Here is a 21411-nt window from a genome sequence, read left to right on the forward strand (position 1 = left end):
TTATATTTACTTTTCTCCACAAAGAAATAATAATTTTTCCCATCTTCTATCTATTTCTTTTTGAATTTCTTCTACTTTCTTTCTTCCTTCTTCAGATTTAAGTAAGTGAGAAAATCTTCCTTGAACCTTAAGCCACTCTTCTATAGGTAATTTATCTTTGGGTTTATAATTCAACTTAAATTCCCCATTGATAACTTCATATAATGGCCAGTAGCAAGTTTCAACAGCTAATTTTATTGTATCTAATTCTGTTGCTGTATCACATCTCCATCCTCTTGGACATGGTGCTATTACATTTATAAATTTAGCTCCTTTAAATTCATTTATAGCTCTATTAGCTTTATTGTAAAGATCTAATATATATTTAGTTCCTGGTATTGCAGGAACTGTCTGAGCCACATATGGTAAGTTATGTGATGTCATTATCATAGTTAAATCCTTACTAAACTGTACTTTACCAGAGGTTTTTTTGCCCTTTGGACTTGTAGTAGTATCTGCTCCTGCTGGTGTTGCTGAGGATCTTTGTATACCTGTATTCATATATGCTCCATTATCATAACAAACATAAAGCATATCATGTCCTCTCTCCATAGCACCAGATAAAGACTGAAATCCTATATCATAAGTTCCTCCGTCTCCACCAAAAGCTATAAATTTATAATTATCCTTTATTTTACCTTTACCCTTTAAATTCTTGTAAGCAGCTTCTACTCCACTTATTGTTGCAGCTGCACTCTCAAAGGCTGTATGAATAAATGAATCTTTCCATGCAGAATAAGGATATAAAGTAGTTGAAACTTCTAAACATCCTGTAGCATTAGCTACTACTACTTTATCTTCTGGTTTTACAGCTTTCATAACCCACTTCACTACCATAGGCGCCCCACAACCTGCACACATTCTATGTCCACTTGTTATTCTATCTGGTATATGTGTTAATTCTTTTAATGTTGCCATATGTGTCCCTCCTATTCTCTTACTGATAAATAATTATATTTATCATAATTTCCTGTTTCTATAGATTTCTTCAAATTCATAAATACCTTTTCTAAATCCTCAACTCTAACATCTCTTCCACCTAGTCCATATATATAGCTAGTTAGAATTGCATCTTTTAGCTCTCCATATACTGCTGCTGATATATCTGTAAAAATAGGCCCTCCATTTCCAGATAAACCTTCTGACTTATCCATTACTGCTATGGCTTTTACATTTTTTAATGCTTTAGCTATTTCTCTACCTGGGAAAGGTCTAAATAATCTTATTTTTAGTAATCCCGCTTTAATACCTTTTTCCCTAAGATCATCTACAACTTTCTTGCCCGTTCCTGCTGATGATCCTGCAATAACCATAGCTATATCAGCATCTGAAAGTCTATATTCTTCAAATAAACCATACTTTCTTCCAGTTAATTCTTCGTATTCTTTACTAACTTCAAGTAAAACTTCTTTTGCATTTAATAACCCTTGAAGTTGACTTCTTTTCATTTCCATATAAAAATCCGTTAAAACCATTGGGCCCACCGCTATACTATCTTTCCCTAAAAGTCCATCATTGGCTCTTTTATTTTCTCCCACAAAATTTTTAACTACATTGTCCTCTAACAAAGTTACATTTTCAACAGCATGGCTAGTTATAAATCCATCATAACAGACCATAGCTGGTACCATAACTTTCTCATTTTCTGCAACTTTAACAATTTGTATAAAATTATCATAAGCTTCCTGAGTATTTTCGGAATATACCTGTATCCATCCAGTATCTCTAGCACCCATAGAATCTGAATGATCATTGTGTATATTAAGAGGTGGTGACATAGCTCTATTAACTAATGCAAGTATTATAGGACATCTATCTCCCGAAGCTATATGAAGCATTTCCCACATTAAGCCTAATCCATTTGAAGATGTTGCAGTCATTACCCTAGCACCTGCAGATGATGCTCCTATACAAGCACTCATAGCACTATGTTCTGACTCTACAGGTACAAACTCCGTATTACACTTTCCTTCAGCTACAAATGTTGAAAAATATTGAGGTACTTCTGTGGATGGAGTTATTGGAAAAGCTGCTACCACATCAGGCTCTATTTGTCTCATAGCTATAGATACTGCTTCGTTACCACTCAAACTCTTTCTTATCTGATTATCCTTTAACATGTTTACAAATACCTCCTATTCTTCCTCTACTAGTTCTAATGCATCAAAGTTACATTGTTCTACACAAACTCCACAACCTTTGCAATGGTCATAATCAAAACCAATTACTTTTTCGTTCTCTACTATAATTGACATATCAGGACACACTGCCCAACAGAACATACAATGTTTACATTTATCCTCATGCCAAATTGGCTTCATTACGCGCCAGTCTCCAGTATTAAATTCTACAGCATTTCCTCCTGCTAAAATAGCACCGCCCCTAGGAACTTTATCCCATGGTGTATTGGGGTTTACATTCATTTTATTACTCAATTCCGCACACCTCCTGCATACCTCTTTTTAATGCTTCCATGTTTTTAGGTATAAAATGAGGTTTTTTTTCAAATTTATGTTTAAAAGATCCTTCCATATCATTAAAAAATTTATTCTCATCTATAATATTTGTAACCTTTACTATTGCTCCCAACATAGGAGTATTAGGAAAATATGCTCCTAAAGCCTCTTCTGATATCTTTCTTGCATTTATTGTATATACTTTTCCTTCATATCCATCTAGTTCTTTTCTTATATCTTCTGGACTCTTTTTGGTATTTACAATAATACCACCTTCTTTTTTTAGACCTTTTGTACAAACTCCTGTTTTAAGTAGAGTTTCATCTACTACAACTACATAATCTGGCTCATAAATATTGCTATGAACCCTTAGAGGGAAATTGGCAATTCTATTATAAGCTGTTATAGGTGCTCCCATTCTTTCTGGACCATATTCCGGAAAGCCTTGAATATACATTCCAGCATTAAATGCTGCTTCAGCTAATAATAACGATGCAGTTTTGGCACCTTGTCCTCCTCTCCCATGCCATCTAATTTCCATTAGTTTTTTATTCATTAATTATCTCCCCTTCGTAATTAGTTAAGCATCTATTCCTTCTTCATTTTCCCAATTCCATAGCTCTTTTTTTATTAATCCATCTGCAAATGGAATAAACATAGAAACTATAGCTGATAAACCTAATAATTGTTGATACCATAATAAAGGTATTACTTGAAATGGTGTAACTGTACCTTTAGTGAAACTTAATAATATCAACATTTGAGCTCCATATGGTATAATACCCTGCATTATACATGAAAAAATATCTAGCATAGCCGCACTTCTTCTAGGATCTACTCTATATTCATTACACATCTCTTTTGCTATAGGTCCATTTATGATAATAGCAACAGTATTGTTAGCAACAGCAGCATCTGTAAGTCCAACTAGTATACCTATACCTAACTCTGCAGATTTTTTACTTTTAACCATTTTTTTTATTTTTTGTAATAAGAATTCTATTCCTCCTGCCTTAGTTATCATATGAGCAAGTCCACCTGTAAACATGGATAAAAGGAAAATATCTATCATTCCTGAAAATCCATTAAATATTTCTTGTGTAAAACCTATCAATGTAAATTCTCTATAAATCATACCTATAGCTCCAGATAAAATTATGCCACCTGTTAAAACTACAAAAACATTTATTCCTATAATGGCTAATATTAAAACAAATAAATACGGTAGAACTTTTATTATATTGTAATCATAGATTTGCGCAGATGGTGTCACTTCAGGTCTTCCTAATATCAGTAAAAGTATTATTGTAATAATTGCAGCAGGAGCGGCTATAAAAATGTTTATTCTAAACTTATCTTTCATTTCACAACCTTGAGTTCTAGTTGCTGCAATAGTTGTATCAGATATTACAGATAAGTTATCACCAAACATAGCTCCTCCCATTACAGCTGCTAATACTAGGGGCATAGCAAGGCCAGATTTTTCCGCAAGTCCTACAGCTATTGGTCCTACAGCAACTATTGAACCTACTGAAGTTCCTGTAGATATTGAAATAAAAGCTGTTATTACAAACAATCCAACGGTTATATATTGAGGTGGAATAAAAGTTAAACCTAGATTTACAGTAGAATCTACTCCTCCCATAGCTTTAGATACTGCAGCAAATCCACCAGCTAATAGATAGATTGTACACATTATTATTATGTCTTTATTCCCACAACCTTCTATAAGAGAATCAAACTTTTCGTTTATGCTACCTTTTAATATAAAAAATGCACTAATTATTCCACAAAATATAGCTACTGGAGCGGGTAACTGATAAAAAGCCATTTCTACACCCTGTGCTTGTAATATAACTCCACTGCCAAGATAAATAGCAACAAACACCAAAAACGGAATTAAGGCCTTCCCACTTGCTTTTACTGAATTACTATTCATTTTTATCCCCCTTAAAATGGGGGCGAATACTTACTCCCCATTCGCCCCATATATTCAATTTTTATAACCCTATCATTTAACAATTAAGTCTAAAGCTTGTTTTAAGTCTGCAATTATATCTTCAGCTGTTTCAAGTCCAACGGATAATCTAACTAAACCGTCACTAATTCCAGCTGCTTCTCTTTCTTCTTTAGTGTATGGTGAGTGAGTCATAGATGCAGGATGTTGAATTAATGTTTCTGTATCTCCTAAGCTTACTGCTAAGCTTGCTAATTTAACATTGTTCATTATAGTTCTTCCTTCTTCTACTCCACCTTTTACTTCAAAGGATATCATAGCTCCTGGTAAATCCATTTGTTTTTTAGCTAATTCATGATATTCAAAGCTCTTTAATCCTGGATAGTACACTTTCTCAACTGCTGGATGGCTTTCTAAAAATTCTGCTACTTTCATTGCATTTTCACAATGTTTATTCATTCTAATCTCTAGCGTTTTCATTCCTCTTATAATTAGGAAAGCATTAATTGGACTTAGAACTGCACCGGTCATATCCTTTAATCCTGATACTTTAATATCCCCTATAAATTCTTTACTTCCTATTGCAAAACCAGCTACAACGTCACCATGTCCATTTAAGTACTTAGTTGCTGAATGTACAACTACATCTGCTCCGTGCTCTAGTGGTCTTTGTATATATGGAGTATTAAATGTATTATCTACGAAAACCATACAATCCTTAACTTCATGAGCTATCTTTGCTACAGCTTCAATATCTGTAACCTTTAAAGTTGGATTTGCTGGTGTTTCTAAATAAACTACTCTTGTATTAGGTTTCATAGCTTTTTTAACTTCTTCTAAATTAGCAATATCTACAAAAGTAACTTCTACTCCAAACTTTGGAAGTCCATGATTTAATAGTGCAAATGTACAGCCATAAAGTGTGTCTGATGCAACTACATGGTCTCCTGCCTTTAATGCTGTCCATAAAGCTGATGATATAGCTCCCATTCCTGAAGCTGCTGCTACTGCTGCTTCTCCGCCTTCTAATAAAGCTATTTTATCTTCTGCTTCTGCAACTGTTGGATTTCCTAATCTTGAGTATATATATCCCTCTTCTTGTCCTGCAAATCTTTTTCCTCCTTGTTCTGCTGAATCAAATATAAATGTTGAAGTTTGAAATATAGGTGTAGCAAGTGATCCATATTGCTCATCTTTTTTGTGTCCTCCATGTATTGCTTTAGTACCAAAACCAACATTATTCATATTCATAAAACATATCCCCCTAATTATATATTTGTTTACTAATATATATAGCAATAACCATTCCAACTCTTTTTTAGAATTATAATTATAGATACAAATCATAGAGCTACAAGGGTATACATTTTATTATTAAGTATACTAATATTGTATTTGTAAATAATTAAACCACTTTTTCAGAATTGTCTGGTTATTAAAATTTACACTTGTAAACTACTCTTTCCATTTTATGTTATATTTCTTCACCTTATTTATAATAGTTGTGTGTGATACGCCTAAGTCCTTAGCTGTTTTTCTAAAACTTTTGTTTTCTTTTAAAGATTTCATTATGGCTTCTTTTTCCACTGCTTCTATTATGTCTTTTAATTTAAAATTATTTTTTTTACTTTTATCTTTACTAATAGGAGATGATTTAGTTAAATTTATCATTACATGTTCTTTTTTTAGCATTTCCAAATTACATAAATTCATGGCTCTTTCTATTACATTTTCTAGCTGCCTTATATTCCCCGGCCATTGATATTCTAAAAGTTCTTCTATAAATTCAAGTTCTGCTCCCATGATTTGTTTATTTAATTTTTTATTTAATTTCTCAATAAAAAATCCAGTTAATATAGGTATATCTTCTATTCTGTCTCTTAAAGGAGGAATAACTATGGGGATTACATTTAATCTATAATATAAATCCTCCCTAAATTCTTTATTCTTAACCATATCTTCTAAATTCCTATTAGTAGCACATATAATTCTCACATCTATTTTTTCCTCTTTATTACTACCAATTTTTCTTATAGTACCTTCTTGTAATACTCTTAAAAGTTTAGCTTGTACTAATAAAGGTAATTCCCCTATTTCATCTAAGAATAAAGTTCCTCCATGAGCTTCTTTAAATAGCCCCTCTCTAGTAGATACTGCTCCTGTAAAACTTCCTTTTTCATATCCAAATAATTCACTTTCAATTAAATTATGAGGTATTGCAGCACAATTTATAGTTACTAACTTTTTATCATTTCTCCTACTTAAATTATGAATTGCTTTTGCAAATAAATCCTTTCCTGTTCCACTTTCTCCCCGCAACATAATTGTAGAGTTATTCTTAGCTACAGATTTTATAATTTCTTTTACATTTTTTATAGTTTCACTATTTCCTATTATTTCTTTAAAAGCTCCTTCATTGCTAGAAGAAACCACATTTGCAATTTCCAAAGCCTTTTCCATATCTCTTATGGATAAAACAACACCTATATTTTTACCTTCATCATCTTTTACTGGGGTTATAGTAGTTAAATAATAATTTTCACCTTTTCCTATTTTTATATTATCTTTTTTTTCTCCACTTTCTATTAAATCAATTATTGAATCATCCTTTATTAATGCTGTTATATCTTTTCCTTCAATATAATTTTTTTCGCAACAAAACATTCTTTCACAATATTTATTAAATACTTCTATCTTTAATTCCTTATTTATATACATGATTCCCTCATCTACAGAATCAATTATAGCTAATAATTTTCTGTGATATTTTTCATGTTCAAGAAGTTCTATCTTTCTTATATTATATATACCATCTATACTATATATATTTTTTATTAATTGAGATATTTTATTTTTATGTATGTTTTTTATTTTTACATATACTTTATTAGGAAATACTTCTACAGATGTAAGATTTATATTCAGTTCATAAATTTTATCTAATATTTTCAAAGTCATTCCCATTCTGTCTACAGCTGTAATCTCTAATCTAATATACTTATCCATACAATAATATTCCCCTTTTTAAATTAATGTCTTTTATAAATGATAATTAAGTTTTATATTAATATCAATATATATGCTATCCTTTTTATAAATATTGATATTAATGATATTATTTGTAAATTTAAAATGGAGACTGAATATAAAAAAATATTCAATCTCCATTTTAAATTTAGTTTTTTATTTATAAATTAAAACAACATATTTAAACTTATAGTAATTCTTTTCTTAATTGTTCTGATGTTTTAGGTGAAAGATATGCAAAAGGAATATCAAGAACTGTAACTGCTCCTTTTTTACCTTCTTTAGAAAGCTTATATATAGCTCTAGAATAAGCTGCTAAAACACTAGAAGTAAATTCTGCATTGCTTTCTAATTTTAAGTTAAATTCCATTACTTGTTTAGCTCCACCTTGAGTATTTCCAGATCTTATTACAAACCCTCCATGTGGTAATCCCGCATGATTTAATTTAAGCTCTTCTTCTGTAATAAAATGAATTGTTGTATTATAATCTGCAAAATAGTCTGGCATAGTTTTAATATCATGTTCTATCTTTTTTAAATCTGCATTTTCTTCTGGAACTACATAGCAAACTCTTTCATGTTTTTCCCTTGTAGTAAAATCACATTGTTCTCCACTTCTAGCTTTATTTAAAGCTTCTTTTATTGGTATTGTATATTGTATTCCATTTTTTACACCCTGTACTCTTCTAATTGCGTCTGAGTGACCTTGACTTACTCCTTTTCCCCAAAATGTATGTGTTTTCCCCTTAGGTAAAATAGCTTCACCTAAAAGACGATTTAGAGAAAATAAACCTGGATCCCATCCTGTAGATATTAAACTTAGTTTCCCTGACTTTTTAGCCACTTCATCCATCTTCTCAAAATATTGAGGTATTCTGCCATGATTATCAAAACTATCTACAGTATTAAACTGTGATGCAATCATAGGTCCTTGTTCTACTAAATCTGTAGCAGAACCACCACACAAAATCATTACATCAACTATATCTTTATATAACTCTAATCTAGAAATATGTACTAACTTAGAATTATTACTATCTACTTTGTTTACATCTCTTCTTGTAAATATAGCTTCTAGTTCCATATCTTCATTTTGCTTAATTGCCTTTTCTACACCTTTACCTATATTTCCATATCCTACAATTCCTATTCTGATTTTACTATTCATTTTAGCCCCTCCTATGCTTATTGTTTATATTATTATTATATCAAAATCATACCTATTCACTAAACTTTTTTATATATATTTTTTCATGAATGGAAATTAGTATTCATTATAATATCTATAATAAGAGGTTATATGCATTGCTATAATTATTTTATATGTTCTGATATAATTACTATATAAATCTTATCCTGTTTATTAAAAGGAGCTGAATTTCATGTTTTTATTTAAAAATGTTAGTTATAAAAATATACTTAATATTAGAGAGCTTAATATTCCATCACATAAAGTAACTTGCATTGTAGGTCAAAGCGGCAGTGGAAAAACAACTCTTTTAAGATTATTAAATAAAATTATAAGTTATGACGAGGGAGAAATTTTATACAATGATAAATCCTTAAAAACTATAGATTCTATTAAATTAAGGAGAGAGGTAATTATGCTTCCTCAAATACCTGTTATGTTCAATGGTAATGTTAAAGAAAATTTACTTATAGGGATAAAATTTTCTGAAAAACCTTTAGTTCCAGATGAAATATTATATGAAATATTAGAGTTTGTTCAGTTAGATAAAGAACTATCTGAAAGTGTAGAAAAGTTATCTGGTGGTGAAAAGCAAAAATTATGTCTTGCACGAGCTTTACTTTTAAATCCAGAAGTTTTTTTATTAGATGAGCCTTCTTCTGCCTTAGATGAAGATACTGAACATCTTATTATAAGTTCTTTAGTAGAATACACTAAAAAAAATAATAAAACTCTTATTATGGTTACCCATTCTAAAAAAATTGCAAAGAATTTTTCTGATAACATTATTGAAATAAAAAATGGTAGTCTTTTTATAAAGGAGGAATAGTTTATGGATGGTGTAATAAATCTTCAAATGTGGCAAATGGCTTCAGCCTATATTTTTATACTTATTTTATTATTTATAGTAAAAAAACGAGGTATTCCCCGTGAAAAAGAAATTCTTATTTCAACTTTTAGAATGACAATTCAATTAATACTAACTGGCTATATACTTATTTATATTTTTGATAACGCAAGCCCTGTATTTACTATTTTAGTTATATGTATTATGGAAACTTTCGCTATATACAATATTTTTAATAGATCAACAATAAAATTATCTAAATCCCTTAAAAAAGCAATATGTATTTCTATGATATTTGGTACATTAACTAGTCTTTTTTATTTTTTATTTATAGTAATAGGTATATCACCTTGGTATAATCCTAGATATTTTATTCCTATAGCTGGTATGTTAATTGGTAATTCTATGACTGGTATTTCTCTTGGTGTATCTAGACTTATTGATGGTATGAATTCACAAAAGCACCTTGTTGAATCTGCTTTAATGTTAGGTGCTACTCCTAAAATGGCATCAAAACAAATAGTTGACAATGCTTTTGATGCTGCTATTTTACCTACTATAAATTCTATGGTTGGAATGGGAATAGTTTTTCTTCCTGGAATGATGACTGGACAAATTTTATCTGGAACCTCTCCTGTAACAGCCATTGGATATCAAGTAGCAATTATGCTAGGAGTATTAGGTAGTGTTTCCTTATCGGTAATTTTATTTGTTAATTTAGGATATAAAACTTTCTTTAATGAAGAAAACCAATTAATAATTAGTGAATAGACAATATAAAAATTTTGTAACGCAAAATTTTTACAGAGGACAATTGACAGAGGACAGAGGACAATTTTTAATGAACAACTAACAATGAATAATGAACAATTTAGGAGGATTTTCTTCCTTACGTCAGAAAATCTTTAATCTTATTAGTTATAATTGAAAATGGAGAATGGAAAGTGGAAGATGATTGACATCTTTTCTCCACTGTTGTTACGAAAAGTTTCTAATTTTATAAGATCTTTGGGTTTAGCTAAAGCTAAACCTTTGAAATTTTTATTGATGGCTCGTTTAAGCTTTGCTAAACATCGCTTTAGTTTTTAAGAACATTAAAATTAAGTCAGGCTATAGTGTTAAAATCTTTCAAGCTATAAAATTCTATTGAATAGTTTAGTTTTAGTTTTTATAAAAATTCATATAATCAAAGATTTTTTGTAACAAAGTGAAAAAATCCTCAATAATTATTCATTGTTCGTTGTTCATTATTCATTAATTAACGGCGGCCTATCGGCTTGCGACACAGTCGCTAGATTAATAACAAATAATTAAAATAAATTATTATATAAAGATTAATTTATTTTAAATCTTCCTTCATTGTCCTATGTCAATTGTCCTCTGTCGCACTATTTAATTTCTATAGCTTTTCTTTGTATACTTCTTACAATAGATGCTAAAATTCTTCTAGGTGTTATTTTAGATATAAATACCAAAGCTTTATTTAAAATACCAGGCACTTCAACTCTTTTTCCCTTCATTAAAGCCCTATATCCTATTTCAGCTACAGTTCTAGCACTCATTGCGTTTTTTAACTCTCCTTTTCCTGAGTTCTTAGCAAATTCTGTGTTTGTAGTTCCAGGGCATAGTGCTGTAACTTTTATATTATAAGGTTTAAATTCATTATAAATGGCTTCTGAAAAGGATAAAACATAGGCTTTTGTTGCATAATATACAGAAATCAAAGGTCCTGGTTGGTAAGCTCCAGTGGACGCTATATTTAATATGCTCCCCTTTCTTCTTGTAACCATATCTGTAGTTACAAGTTTAGTAAGTTCAGTTAATGCTATTATATTAAGTTGTATTGTCTCTCTATATTTTTCTAACTCTATTTCATGGAATAGGCCACAATGTCCCACTCCAGCATTATTTACAAGTACATCTATATCAAACCCCAAATCCTTTATTTTATAAAATACATCTTCTGCTGCCCTTGGTTTTGATAAATCCTTTTCTATTACCTCTACATATATTTTATAATTATCATTAAAATATTTTTTCATTTCATTTAATTTATCTATTCTTCTTGCCACTAATATTAAATTATAATTATTTTGTGCAAATACATGAGCTAATTCATAGCCTATTCCAGAGGATGCACCAGTTATTAGAACTGTTTCTCTTTTATTTTTTTCCAAAATTTACACCCCATTCTTATATGTTTCTCCCCTTAAAAATATATATTTACTATATTAATAATCACAATCTTACTATTATTTTAACATATTAATTTACCTTTTAGTTAAATAAGGATTCTTTGATATCTTTAACAAATTACATTATAAAGAAAAACAACCTAAAGGTAATTACACACCTTTAGGTCGTAAATCTAAAAAACTTAAATAATTTATAATCTATTCCACAGTAACTGACTTAGCCAAATTCCTTGGTTTATCCACATCGCATCCCTTTTCTAAAGATACATAGTAAGAATATAATTGTAGTGGTATAACAGATAATAAAGGTGCAAAAATTGATTTAGTCTTTGGAATATAAATAGCTTCCTCTACAGCTTTTTCCATATTCTTTTGTCCTTCAAAAGCTATTCCTATTGCCTTTGCTCCCCTTGTGGTTACTTCTTTTATATTACTTACAGTTTTATCAAATAATTCTTCTTGAGTTGCTAGTGTTATGACTATAGTACCTTCTTCTATTAATGCAATAGGTCCATGTTTTAATTCTCCTGCTGCATAGGCTTCTGAATGTATATAGGATATTTCTTTTAATTTTAAAGATCCTTCTAGTGCTACAGCATAATCAAGACCTCTTCCTAAGAAGAACATATCTTTCTTCATATGAGTTTTTGAAGCCAATTCTTTCATTACTTTATCAGTTTCTAAACATTTTTCTGCCTTATCAGGTATAGATAACATTTCTGCTTTTAACTCTTCTAATTCTTCTTTATTAAGTGTTCCTTTTTCTTGAGCAAAGTAAAGAGCTAATATATACATTGCAACTAATTGAGTTTCATAAGCCTTAGTTGATGCTACAGCTATTTCTGGTCCTGCCCAAGTGTATAATATATCATCTGCTTCTCTGGATATTGAACTTCCAACTACATTTGTTATTGCTATAACTCTAGCACCTTTTTCTTTTCCTTCTCTTAAAGCCGCTAGGGTATCTGCAGTTTCTCCAGATTGACTTACTATTATCATTAAAGTATTTTCATCTATTATAGGATTTCTATATCTAAATTCTGAAGCTATATCCACTTCAACTGGTATTCTAGCTAATTTTTCTATTGCATATTTTCCAACTATTCCAGCATGATATGCTGTTCCACAAGCTACTATATATATTTTATTTATTTTTCCCATTTGTTCTTTAGAAATTTCTATATTATCTAGTTTAATGTCTTTTCCTAACATTATTCTTGAAGTCATTGTATCCTTTATTACTTTAGGTTGTTCATGTATTTCTTTTAACATAAAGTGGTCATATCCACCTTTTTCAGCTGCATCTGCATTCCAAGTTACATGATAAATTTCTCTTTTTATTTCTTTTCTTTCTTTATCAAATAATTTAACTCCATCTTTAGTCATTAATACAAATTCATTATCTTTTAATAAATATATATCCCTTGTATGATTTAATACAGCTGGTATATCTGATGCAATAAAATATTCCTCTTTTCCAAGACCTACAATTAAAGGACTATCCTTTCTTACTGCAACTACTTTATCTGGTTCTTCACTGCAAACTACACCTATTGCATAGCTTCCTTCTACTTTAGATATAGCAGTCATTACAGCTTCTAATAAGTCTCCTTCATAGTAATAGTCTATTAAATGTGGTAATACTTCTGTATCTGTTTCTGATACAAATTTATATCCTTCTGAAGTTAACCATTCTCTTAATTCCATGTAATTTTCTATTATTCCATTGTGTACAACACTTATAGTTCCTTTTTCATTATTATGAGGATGTGAATTTTTATCTGATGGTTCTCCATGGGTGGCCCATCTTGTATGTCCTATCCCAATATATCCTTTCATTGATTCCTCATTTAGTTTTTCTTCAAGATTAACTAATCTACCTTTACATTTTCTAGTTCTAATTTCTTGGTCTTCAATAATAGATACTCCTGCTGAATCATATCCTCTGTATTCTAACTTTGATAATCCTTCAACTAAAATTGGTGCAGCTTCCTTTTTTCCAATGTATCCAACTATTCCGCACATATTCATCTTCCTTTCTTTTTTAAGGTTTTAACACCTGATTGATTTGTACCAAAAATCACTCCTTGGTTTTGTCAATCTTTAACGGTAGTGCGATACCGTGGGGCACCCGCCGAAGATTCGATACTCCCCATCCTCGTCAACTTAAGTGACACCCCAAATCTCCGATTTGGTTGGTGGAACTTACTCAGACTTTAGTCTGAGTTTCCTTAATTTTACCCCAAATCTCTGATTTGGTTAGTCGAACTTACTCAGACCTTAGTCTAAGTTTCACAACTTAAGCCCTGGCGCTTTATTATATTTTTAAAATGGATAGAAATACATCAACATAATTTTATGGATCTCTATCCATTATTAAGCTAATAATTATTTTGTTTTCTTTTCAATTAATTTTACTAAATCATGAGCTATTTTATCTATTTCCTCTTGATTTTCACCTTCTAACATAACCCTTACTAGAGGTTCTGTTCCTGAAGGTCTTATAAGTACTCTACCTGTACCTTTCATTTGTTCTTCTATTTTCTTTATTTCTCCAGCTATTTCTTCATCTTCTATATATATTTTTTTCATGTTATTAGGTACTTTAGCATTCAAAAGTACTTGAGGTAATTCATTCATAATTGAAGCTAATTCTGATAGTTTCTTATTGCTATTTTTTATAATAGAAGAAAGTTGAAGTGCAGTAACTAAACCATCCCCTGTAGTATTATAATCTAAGAATATAATATGTCCTGATTGTTCTCCACCTATTTTATATCCTTCTTTAAGCATTTCTTCTAATACATATCTATCTCCAACTTTTGTCTTAATTAGGTTTATTCCTTCTCTTTCCATAGCAATAAATAGTCCCATATTACTCATAACAGTAACTACCATGGTATTCTTATCTAGATTACCATTTTGTTTCATATATTTAGCACATATAGCCATCATAAAGTCACCATTAACAATATTCCCTTTTTCATCTACTGCTAAACATCTATCAGCATCTCCATCAAAAGCTAATCCAAAATCGCAACCTTGTTCCACTACATATTTTCTTAAACATTCCATATGGGTTGAACCACAATCCTTGTTTATATTCTTACCATTAGGTTCATTATTAATTACATGAACTTCTGCCCCTAACTCCTTAAAAGTTTCTACTGAAGACTTATAGCTTGCCCCATTTGCACAATCTAGAGCCACTTTTAAGCCCTTTAAATCTCCTTTTATAGTTCCTTTAGCGAATTCTATATAATCTTTTATTGCATCATCTATTTGAATTTTTTGTCCTATATCCTCACCTACAGGACATGGAACTTCTTTAAAATTACTTTCTATAATGCATTGTATTTTATCTTCTAATTCATCTGGTAATTTATATCCATATTTATCAAAAAACTTTATTCCATTGTATTCTACTGGATTATGTGAAGCTGATATTACAACTCCTGCATCTGCTTCATATTTTCTAGTTAGATATGCTACTGCTGGAGTTGGAACTACTCCCACACATACGGCTTCTGCTCCCATAGAAAGTATTCCTGATACTAATGCACTCTCAAGCATATGACCAGATATTCTAGTATCCATTCCCACAACTATTTTAGGTTTGTGGGTTCCCTCTGTTAGAACATAGGCCCCTGCTTTACCTAATTTATAGGCAACTTCTGCTGTTAATTCTTTATTAGCAATACCTCTAACACCATCAGTTCCAAAGATTCTACTCATATTAATACCTCTTTCTTTTTAATCCTTAATTGTTTAATTTAAAAGCATACAAAATAATTATAATATAAATTAGCTTTTGTAACAATAAATTTTTAAGGTGACTAAGTTTATACTCAGTCACCTTAAAAATTTATTTATATTCTTTTGCTTTTTCTTCACCGTTAAGTACTCTTAATCCACCTTGTGCCAATGCTAAAAGTTCATCTTCTCCTGGATATAATACTACTGGAGCTATAAATTTAACTTTGTTTTCTATTTCTTTTGTTACATATTTACTATATGCTATTCCACCTGTTAAAACTATAGCATCTACATTTCCTTCTAAAACTACAGCACATTTTCCTATTTCTTTGCTTATTTGATAGATAAATGCATCTAATATTAATTTATATTTTTCATCTCCTGCTAATGCTTTTTCTTCTATCTCTCTAAAGTCATTAGAACCAAGATATGCTACTGTTCCACCTTTTCCATTTATCTTTTTAATCATTTCATCTAAAGTATACTTACCTGAGTAGCATAATCTTACTAAGTCACCTATTGGAACTCCTCCAGATCTTTCTGGTGAGAATGGTCCTTCTCCATCTAATGCATTGTTTACATCTATAATTCTTCCATTCTTATGGGCACCTACAGAAGCTCCTCCACCCATATGTACTACAACTATGTTTACATCTTCATATTTTTTATTGTTTTCTTTTGCATATCTTCTAGCAACTGCCTTTTGATTTAATGCATGGAATATACTTGTTCTTTCTATTTCTGGCATTCCAGAGATTCTTGCAACATCTTGAAGTTCGTCCACAACTACTGGATCTACTATAAATGCAGGAATATTTAAGCTTTTAGCTATTTCATTTCCTATTATTCCACCTAAATTAGATGCATGCTCTCCTCTAACACTTTCTTTTAAATCTTTAAGCATTGCATCATTAACTTCGTATGTACCACCTTCTACTGGTTTTAGAAGTCCTCCTCTTCCAACTATTGCATCTAAAGTATTTATGTCAAATCCTTTTTCCTTTAATACATTTAGGATAACTTCTTTTCTAAATGGAAATTGTTCATATACATTAGAATATTTTCCTATTTCTTCTGCTGAATGTCTTAAAGTTTCTTCAAATAATAATTTTTCATCTTCAAAAACCCCTATTTTAGTTGATGTAGAACCTGGGTTTATTATTAATAGTTTATGTGCCATTTTAATTTTCCTCCCTTTTATTTTTTTATTTCATATTCTCAGCAACTAATGCAGCTAATGCAATTGAATACATCTTTGTTTCATGACTATCATTTCTTGATGTTAATACTACTGGAGCAGATGTTCCAACTAGTAAACATCCATTTTTAGCATCTGTAGTATATGTTAATGTTTTGTACATGATGTTTCCTGCTTGTATATCTGGAAGTACTAATATATCTGCTTTACCTGCTACTGGTCCTGTAACTTTTTTATGTTTTGCAGCTTCTTCTGATAATGCGTTATCTAATGCAAATGGACCATCAACTATACAACCTTTTATTTGTCCTCTATCACTCATTTTTGCTAAAAGTGAAGCATCTATAGTTTCTGGCATATTTGGATTTACAACTTCTACTGCACATACTGCTGCAACTTTTGGACATTCATTTCCCATTGAATGTGCAACTGCTGCTGCGTTTTCTATCATTTGAGCCTTTTCTTTTAAGTCAGGATACATATTAAATGCTACATCTGTTAATATTAAAAGTCTATCAAATTTATCTGTTTCAAATACTGCTACGTGGGACATTAATTTTCCAGTTCTTAAACCTACTTCCTTATTTAAAACTGCTCTTAAGAAATTGGCTGTATCTACTAATCCTTTCATAAGCATGTCAGCTTTTCCTGTTGAAACTAATTCTGCCGCCTTTAGAGCTGCCTTTTTCATATTTGGTTCATGAATTATTTCAAATTCTTCTATATTCATGCCTATTTCTTTAGCTATGGATTTTATCTCCTCTTCGTCTCCAACTAATATTGCATCTGCTATTTTATTGTTTTTAGCATCTCTTATTGCTTCTAAAACTGGTTTGTCTTGTGCAACTGCCACAGCTACTTTTTTAGTATCTTGTTCTTGAACTTTTTTTAATATTTCATCAAAATTTTTAATCATATTATCACCTCTTAAATTTATTTAAAAAACTTTGATATCTTTTTAACTAATATATCTATACGAAATAATATTCCTATTCTATATTCTAACAAATATTTTAATAAAATGCTATTTTTCAGAAAATTAAGATTGCCTTTTATATTTTTAATGGCTTAAATTCTTCTATTATTTTTTTTCCTACTTTTAATCCATCTACAGCCGCTGACATTATGCCACCTGCATAACCTGCTCCTTCCCCTGTTGGATATAGTCCTTTTGTAGATATACTTTGTAATTCTTTATTTCTCAATATTCTTATAGGTGCAGAAGTCCTAGTCTCTATTCCAGTAAGTACTGATCTACTGCTTATGAAACCTTTTATTTTATTATCAAAATTATATATTCCTTCAACAAGGCCATCTACAACTATAGAAGGCAAACATTTTCTTAGATCCTCTAACTTGTATCCTGGCTTATATGTAGGTTCTACATTTCCTAACTTTACAGTTCTTTCCCCTTTTATAAAATCTTCAACTAATTGAATAGGTGCATAATAATTTTCTCCTCCTAATTTATAGGCTAATCCTTCATAATGTCTTTGCAATTCCATACCTGATAAAGGATTATTACTTGAAAAGTCCTTAGGTGTAACAGAAACAACTATGGCTGAATTTGCATTCTTACCACTTCTATCATGATAACTCATGCCATTTGTAACCACTCTGCCTTCCTCTGATGCTGCTGCAACAACATAACCCCCTGGACACATACAAAAACTATATATTCCTCTATTATCTTTTCCATTATGTGCAAGCCTGTAGTCAGCAGCTTTTAATCTTGGATGACCTGCAAACTTTCCATATTGTCTTTCATTTATCAATGTTTGAGAGTGTTCTACTCTAACCCCCATAGCAAAAGCCTTACTTTCAACACTAATACCTCTTTTAAAAAGCATTTCATAAGTGTCCCTAGCACTATGACCTATACTTAAAATAAGTACTTCACAAGGTATTTCATCACCATTTACTATTATAGCTTTTAATTTGTTATCTTTAATTATTATATCTTCTAATTTGCTATTAAAATGTACTTCTCCACCCAGTTCTATTATTTGTTTTCTTATATTCTTAACTACTGTTTTTAATACATCTGTTCCTATATGCGGCTTACCAGAATAAATTATTTCTTCTGGTGCCCCTTTTTCTACGAATTCTTCTAGTATAAAATCACACCAAGAATCTTTTATTCTTGTGGTTAATTTTCCATCAGAAAAAGTTCCTGCTCCACCTTCTCCAAACTGTACATTAGAGTTTAAATTTAATTTACCTGTATTCCAAAAATTATTTACAGATGAAGTTCTACTATCTACATCTTCTCCTCTTTCTATTATTATTGGATCATATCCATTTTTAGCAAGTATAAGACCAGCAAATAATCCCGCTGGCCCCATTCCCACTATTATTGGTCTATGATTTAATGTTTTATTTCCATATAACAGTTCTTTTTTTTCTACACTCTTTTCTAATCTAATATCTTTATTCCTAGCTCTTTTTACTATTTTATCTTCATTGTTACAACTGAATTCCACTGTATAATTAAATTTTATAGCATCTTTTTTTCTAGCATCTACAGATTCTCTTAGTATTTTAAACTCTTTCATATCCTTTACTGGTACTCTACTTTTTTTAGATGCCCTTTCTTTTACCATAGATATATCTTCATTTATATCTAAAATTATATTATTTAGTCTAACTGGCATTTTCTCCCTCCGATGTTCCTTTAGAATTTATTTGAACTTTAATATTTTCTGGAGATTTACTAATTAAATTCAATCCATTAGGCAATTCTATCTTTATAGGTAAATTATAATCTCCTTCTTTTAGTGATGCTAAATCTATATAACATCTTATATTCTGTAAATTCATGTTCTCTAAATTTCCTGATAAATTCAATGTTACTTTATCTTGGTCTAATTTTACATCATATTTATTTTCATCATAATTTATAGGTTTAATTGCAATAGAAATTTGTTTATTTATTTCATTATTTTCCTCTTCCCCATTAAAATATACCTTTACTTTAACATAAATACTTTGTTCTTTTACAAGAGAAATATTTTTAGGTAACACTAATTTTGCCTGAATTTCATCTCCATTATTCAAATTATTTAAATTTATAGTTTCTGTATCTATGCTTCTTATGTTATTTATTACATCTTCATCTCCAATAATTTTTACTTTATCTGGTGTACTTTTTATTTCTTTTAACTCTCTATTAGAATCTAAATCATATTTAACATTAACATTAACTGTACTAACCTTTTTTACAGGTATTTTTATTCTTGCTACTCCTGGATCTAAGGAAACAGATTTCACTTCATTTCCATTTGAATCAAAAGCTTTTATTGGAACTGATACATCTATATCTTTTTCAGCATTGTTTAAGTCTACTACTGCTTCAGCTGTTGCAACTGAATTTATATGTTTACTAGCTCCTCTTAAAACAACTTCTTTTATGTTTGAACTATAGGGTAAATTATAATACCCTTCTCCTGCTTTTCCCTTAGTTTTAATGCTTAATGGTAACTTCTTATCTGTAAGCTCATCTACCATTATTTTTACCCAAAGATTTTCTTCATTCATTACCTTTATATTTTTAGGAATCTTTTCTAATTTTACAGGTACATTATTTTCTCCTTTTTTTAAAATATAAGATTGAAGATCTAATACTATTTTAAATTGATTTTCTTTTACTGAATATATGTCATTTATAGGACCCTTTAATAAAAGTGTTACATGTAAATCTTTATCTGACACTAATACTAAATTAGACCTTCTTAAAACATCTTCATTTTCTATAATTACTGGTATATCTTTTTTAGAAGTTTTTATTGGATTTAGTACACTAGTTATATATAACCATGCTCCAAAAGCAGCAATGACACAACATATCTTTATTATTATTTGTTCTCTCTTGTTTTTCTTATCCATGTTGTCACCTGCTCTCTTAAATTAATTTTTCTAGTACTATCCTTCTTAACAATTCTAAATAATATATCTCTTAATTTATCCTTATCATAATTTCTAGTTAAGCTTCCATTTACAGCTAAAGATATAGTACCTGTTTCTTCAGAAACCACAACAACTATAGCATCAGAATTCTCTGAAATACCTATAGCTGATCTATGCCTTGTACCCAAAGATTTATCCACATTTTTATTAGTTGTCAATGGTAAAAAACACCCTGCTGAAATTATTCTGTCGCTTCTTATTATTGTAGCACCATCATGCAAAGGTGTATTTACTACAAATATATTTTCTAATAATTGAGATGAAACTATGGCATCTATCTTAACACCTGTACTTATAGTTTCTCCAAGTCTTGTTGCTCTTTCTATTACTATTAATGCCCCTGTTTTAGTTTTTGACAAATTATCTACAGCAGTAATTATTTCATTTATTATTTTTTCCATGGTATGTTCATCTTCCGTTAAATGCCTCTCATTAAAAGCACTTCTTCCTATATGTTCTAACGCTCTTCTTATTTCAGGTTGAAATATAATAATAAATGAAAGAACGCCTATAGTTATAGTATTACTTAATATCCAAGACAACACTTCTAAATTTAATAATTTACTAATTGGAATGAGTATTATTAAAAATATAATTCCTTTCAATAGCTGTTCTGCTCTAGTTTCTTTTATTAACATGTAACCTTTATAAAAAATATATGAAACAGCTAATATATCTAAAATGGATGACAAATTCATATTTTTTATTGAATTTATCATTGTATCTATCATTTCCATAGTTTCACCCCCTGTTATGATTATATACAGCATATATATTTAAT

18 protein-coding genes are annotated in these 21411 nt (G+C 30.0%); 2 read left to right on the plus strand and 16 right to left on the minus strand.

All coding sequences use genetic code 11. From position 1 onward, the window contains the following. Positions 1 to 6: 6 nt before the first annotated feature. The 8 genes from CKV72_RS10790 to CKV72_RS10825 form a co-directional block, all read right to left on the minus strand. Complete coding sequence (locus CKV72_RS10790; RefSeq protein WP_095178263.1) at positions 7 to 957, minus strand: thiamine pyrophosphate-dependent enzyme; 951 nt, start codon at positions 955 to 957, stop codon at positions 7 to 9. An 11-nt stretch (positions 958 to 968) separates the two neighbouring features. Next, positions 969 to 2159 (minus strand): pyruvate ferredoxin oxidoreductase, encoded by a 1191-nt coding sequence (porA, locus tag CKV72_RS10795; protein ID WP_089867068.1) that lies wholly within the window; start codon positions 2157 to 2159, stop codon positions 969 to 971. Positions 2160 to 2174: 15 nt separating this feature from the next. Further along, positions 2175 to 2474: a 4Fe-4S binding protein gene (locus CKV72_RS10800; protein WP_089867066.1), complete on the minus strand. Its 300-nt coding sequence runs from the start codon at positions 2472 to 2474 to the stop codon at positions 2175 to 2177. Continuing rightward, complete coding sequence (locus CKV72_RS10805) at positions 2467 to 3051, minus strand: 2-oxoacid:acceptor oxidoreductase family protein (protein WP_095178264.1); 585 nt, start codon at positions 3049 to 3051, stop codon at positions 2467 to 2469. The genes CKV72_RS10800 and CKV72_RS10805 overlap by 8 nt, the downstream gene beginning before the upstream one ends. 24 nt (positions 3052 to 3075) lie before the next feature. Then, positions 3076 to 4434, minus strand: coding sequence for a Na+/H+ antiporter NhaC family protein (locus tag CKV72_RS10810; protein ID WP_089867061.1), 1359 nt, complete (start codon positions 4432 to 4434; stop codon positions 3076 to 3078). A 72-nt stretch (positions 4435 to 4506) separates the two neighbouring features. Then, a complete protein-coding gene (gene megL / locus CKV72_RS10815; protein WP_089867058.1) occupies positions 4507 to 5703 on the minus strand; it encodes a methionine gamma-lyase in 1197 nt (398 codons plus the stop codon). Between the two features lie 204 nt (positions 5704 to 5907). Beyond that, positions 5908 to 7458 (minus strand): sigma 54-interacting transcriptional regulator, encoded by a 1551-nt coding sequence (locus tag CKV72_RS10820; protein ID WP_089867055.1) that lies wholly within the window; start codon positions 7456 to 7458, stop codon positions 5908 to 5910. Between the two features lie 208 nt (positions 7459 to 7666). Beyond that, positions 7667 to 8647, minus strand: coding sequence for a diaminopimelate dehydrogenase (locus CKV72_RS10825; protein ID WP_095178265.1), 981 nt, complete (start codon positions 8645 to 8647; stop codon positions 7667 to 7669). 214 nt (positions 8648 to 8861) lie between these two features. Between CKV72_RS10825 and CKV72_RS10830 the strand changes: the two genes are divergently transcribed. Further along, the gene (locus tag CKV72_RS10830; protein WP_095178266.1) at positions 8862 to 9497 is read left to right on the plus strand and encodes an ABC transporter ATP-binding protein; all 636 of its coding nucleotides are present in this window, start codon (positions 8862 to 8864) and stop codon (positions 9495 to 9497) included. 3 nt (positions 9498 to 9500) lie between these two features. Continuing rightward, positions 9501 to 10286 carry an ABC transporter permease gene (locus CKV72_RS10835; RefSeq protein ID WP_095178267.1) on the plus strand — a complete coding sequence of 262 codons (786 nt, stop codon included), beginning with the start codon at positions 9501 to 9503 and terminating at the stop codon, positions 10284 to 10286. A gap of 617 nt (positions 10287 to 10903) precedes the next feature. On the opposite strand, the gene CKV72_RS10840 is transcribed toward CKV72_RS10835, so the two are convergent. The 8 genes from CKV72_RS10840 to cdaA all read right to left on the minus strand — a co-directional run bounded on the left by CKV72_RS10840 (position 10904) and on the right by cdaA (position 21367). Beyond that, a complete protein-coding gene (locus CKV72_RS10840) occupies positions 10904 to 11692 on the minus strand; it encodes an SDR family NAD(P)-dependent oxidoreductase (RefSeq protein ID WP_169712372.1) in 789 nt (262 codons plus the stop codon). 216 nt (positions 11693 to 11908) lie between these two features. After that, a complete protein-coding gene (gene glmS / locus CKV72_RS10845; RefSeq protein ID WP_095178268.1) occupies positions 11909 to 13735 on the minus strand; it encodes a glutamine--fructose-6-phosphate transaminase (isomerizing) in 1827 nt (608 codons plus the stop codon). A 363-nt stretch (positions 13736 to 14098) separates the two neighbouring features. Further along, positions 14099 to 15445: a phosphoglucosamine mutase gene (glmM, locus tag CKV72_RS10850; RefSeq protein ID WP_095178269.1), complete on the minus strand. Its 1347-nt coding sequence runs from the start codon at positions 15443 to 15445 to the stop codon at positions 14099 to 14101. Between the two features lie 130 nt (positions 15446 to 15575). After that, positions 15576 to 16646 carry a butyrate kinase gene (gene buk, locus CKV72_RS10855; RefSeq protein WP_095178270.1) on the minus strand — a complete coding sequence of 357 codons (1071 nt, stop codon included), beginning with the start codon at positions 16644 to 16646 and terminating at the stop codon, positions 15576 to 15578. Positions 16647 to 16671: 25 nt separating this feature from the next. Beyond that, positions 16672 to 17580: a phosphate butyryltransferase gene (gene ptb / locus CKV72_RS10860; RefSeq protein ID WP_089867036.1), complete on the minus strand. Its 909-nt coding sequence runs from the start codon at positions 17578 to 17580 to the stop codon at positions 16672 to 16674. A 136-nt stretch (positions 17581 to 17716) separates the two neighbouring features. After that, the gene (locus tag CKV72_RS10865) at positions 17717 to 19318 is read right to left on the minus strand and encodes an NAD(P)/FAD-dependent oxidoreductase (RefSeq protein WP_095178271.1); all 1602 of its coding nucleotides are present in this window, start codon (positions 19316 to 19318) and stop codon (positions 17717 to 17719) included. Beyond that, complete coding sequence (locus CKV72_RS10870) at positions 19308 to 20549, minus strand: CdaR family protein (protein ID WP_095178272.1); 1242 nt, start codon at positions 20547 to 20549, stop codon at positions 19308 to 19310. The genes CKV72_RS10865 and CKV72_RS10870 overlap by 11 nt, the downstream gene beginning before the upstream one ends. Beyond that, positions 20519 to 21367: a diadenylate cyclase CdaA gene (gene cdaA, locus CKV72_RS10875; RefSeq protein ID WP_095178273.1), complete on the minus strand. Its 849-nt coding sequence runs from the start codon at positions 21365 to 21367 to the stop codon at positions 20519 to 20521. The genes CKV72_RS10870 and cdaA overlap by 31 nt, the downstream gene beginning before the upstream one ends. Positions 21368 to 21411 lie beyond the last annotated feature (44 nt).

Origin of the sequence: Clostridium cochlearium (genome assembly GCF_900187165.1) — a bacterium.
GTDB lineage: Bacteria > Bacillota > Clostridia > Clostridiales > Clostridiaceae > Clostridium_G > Clostridium_G cochlearium.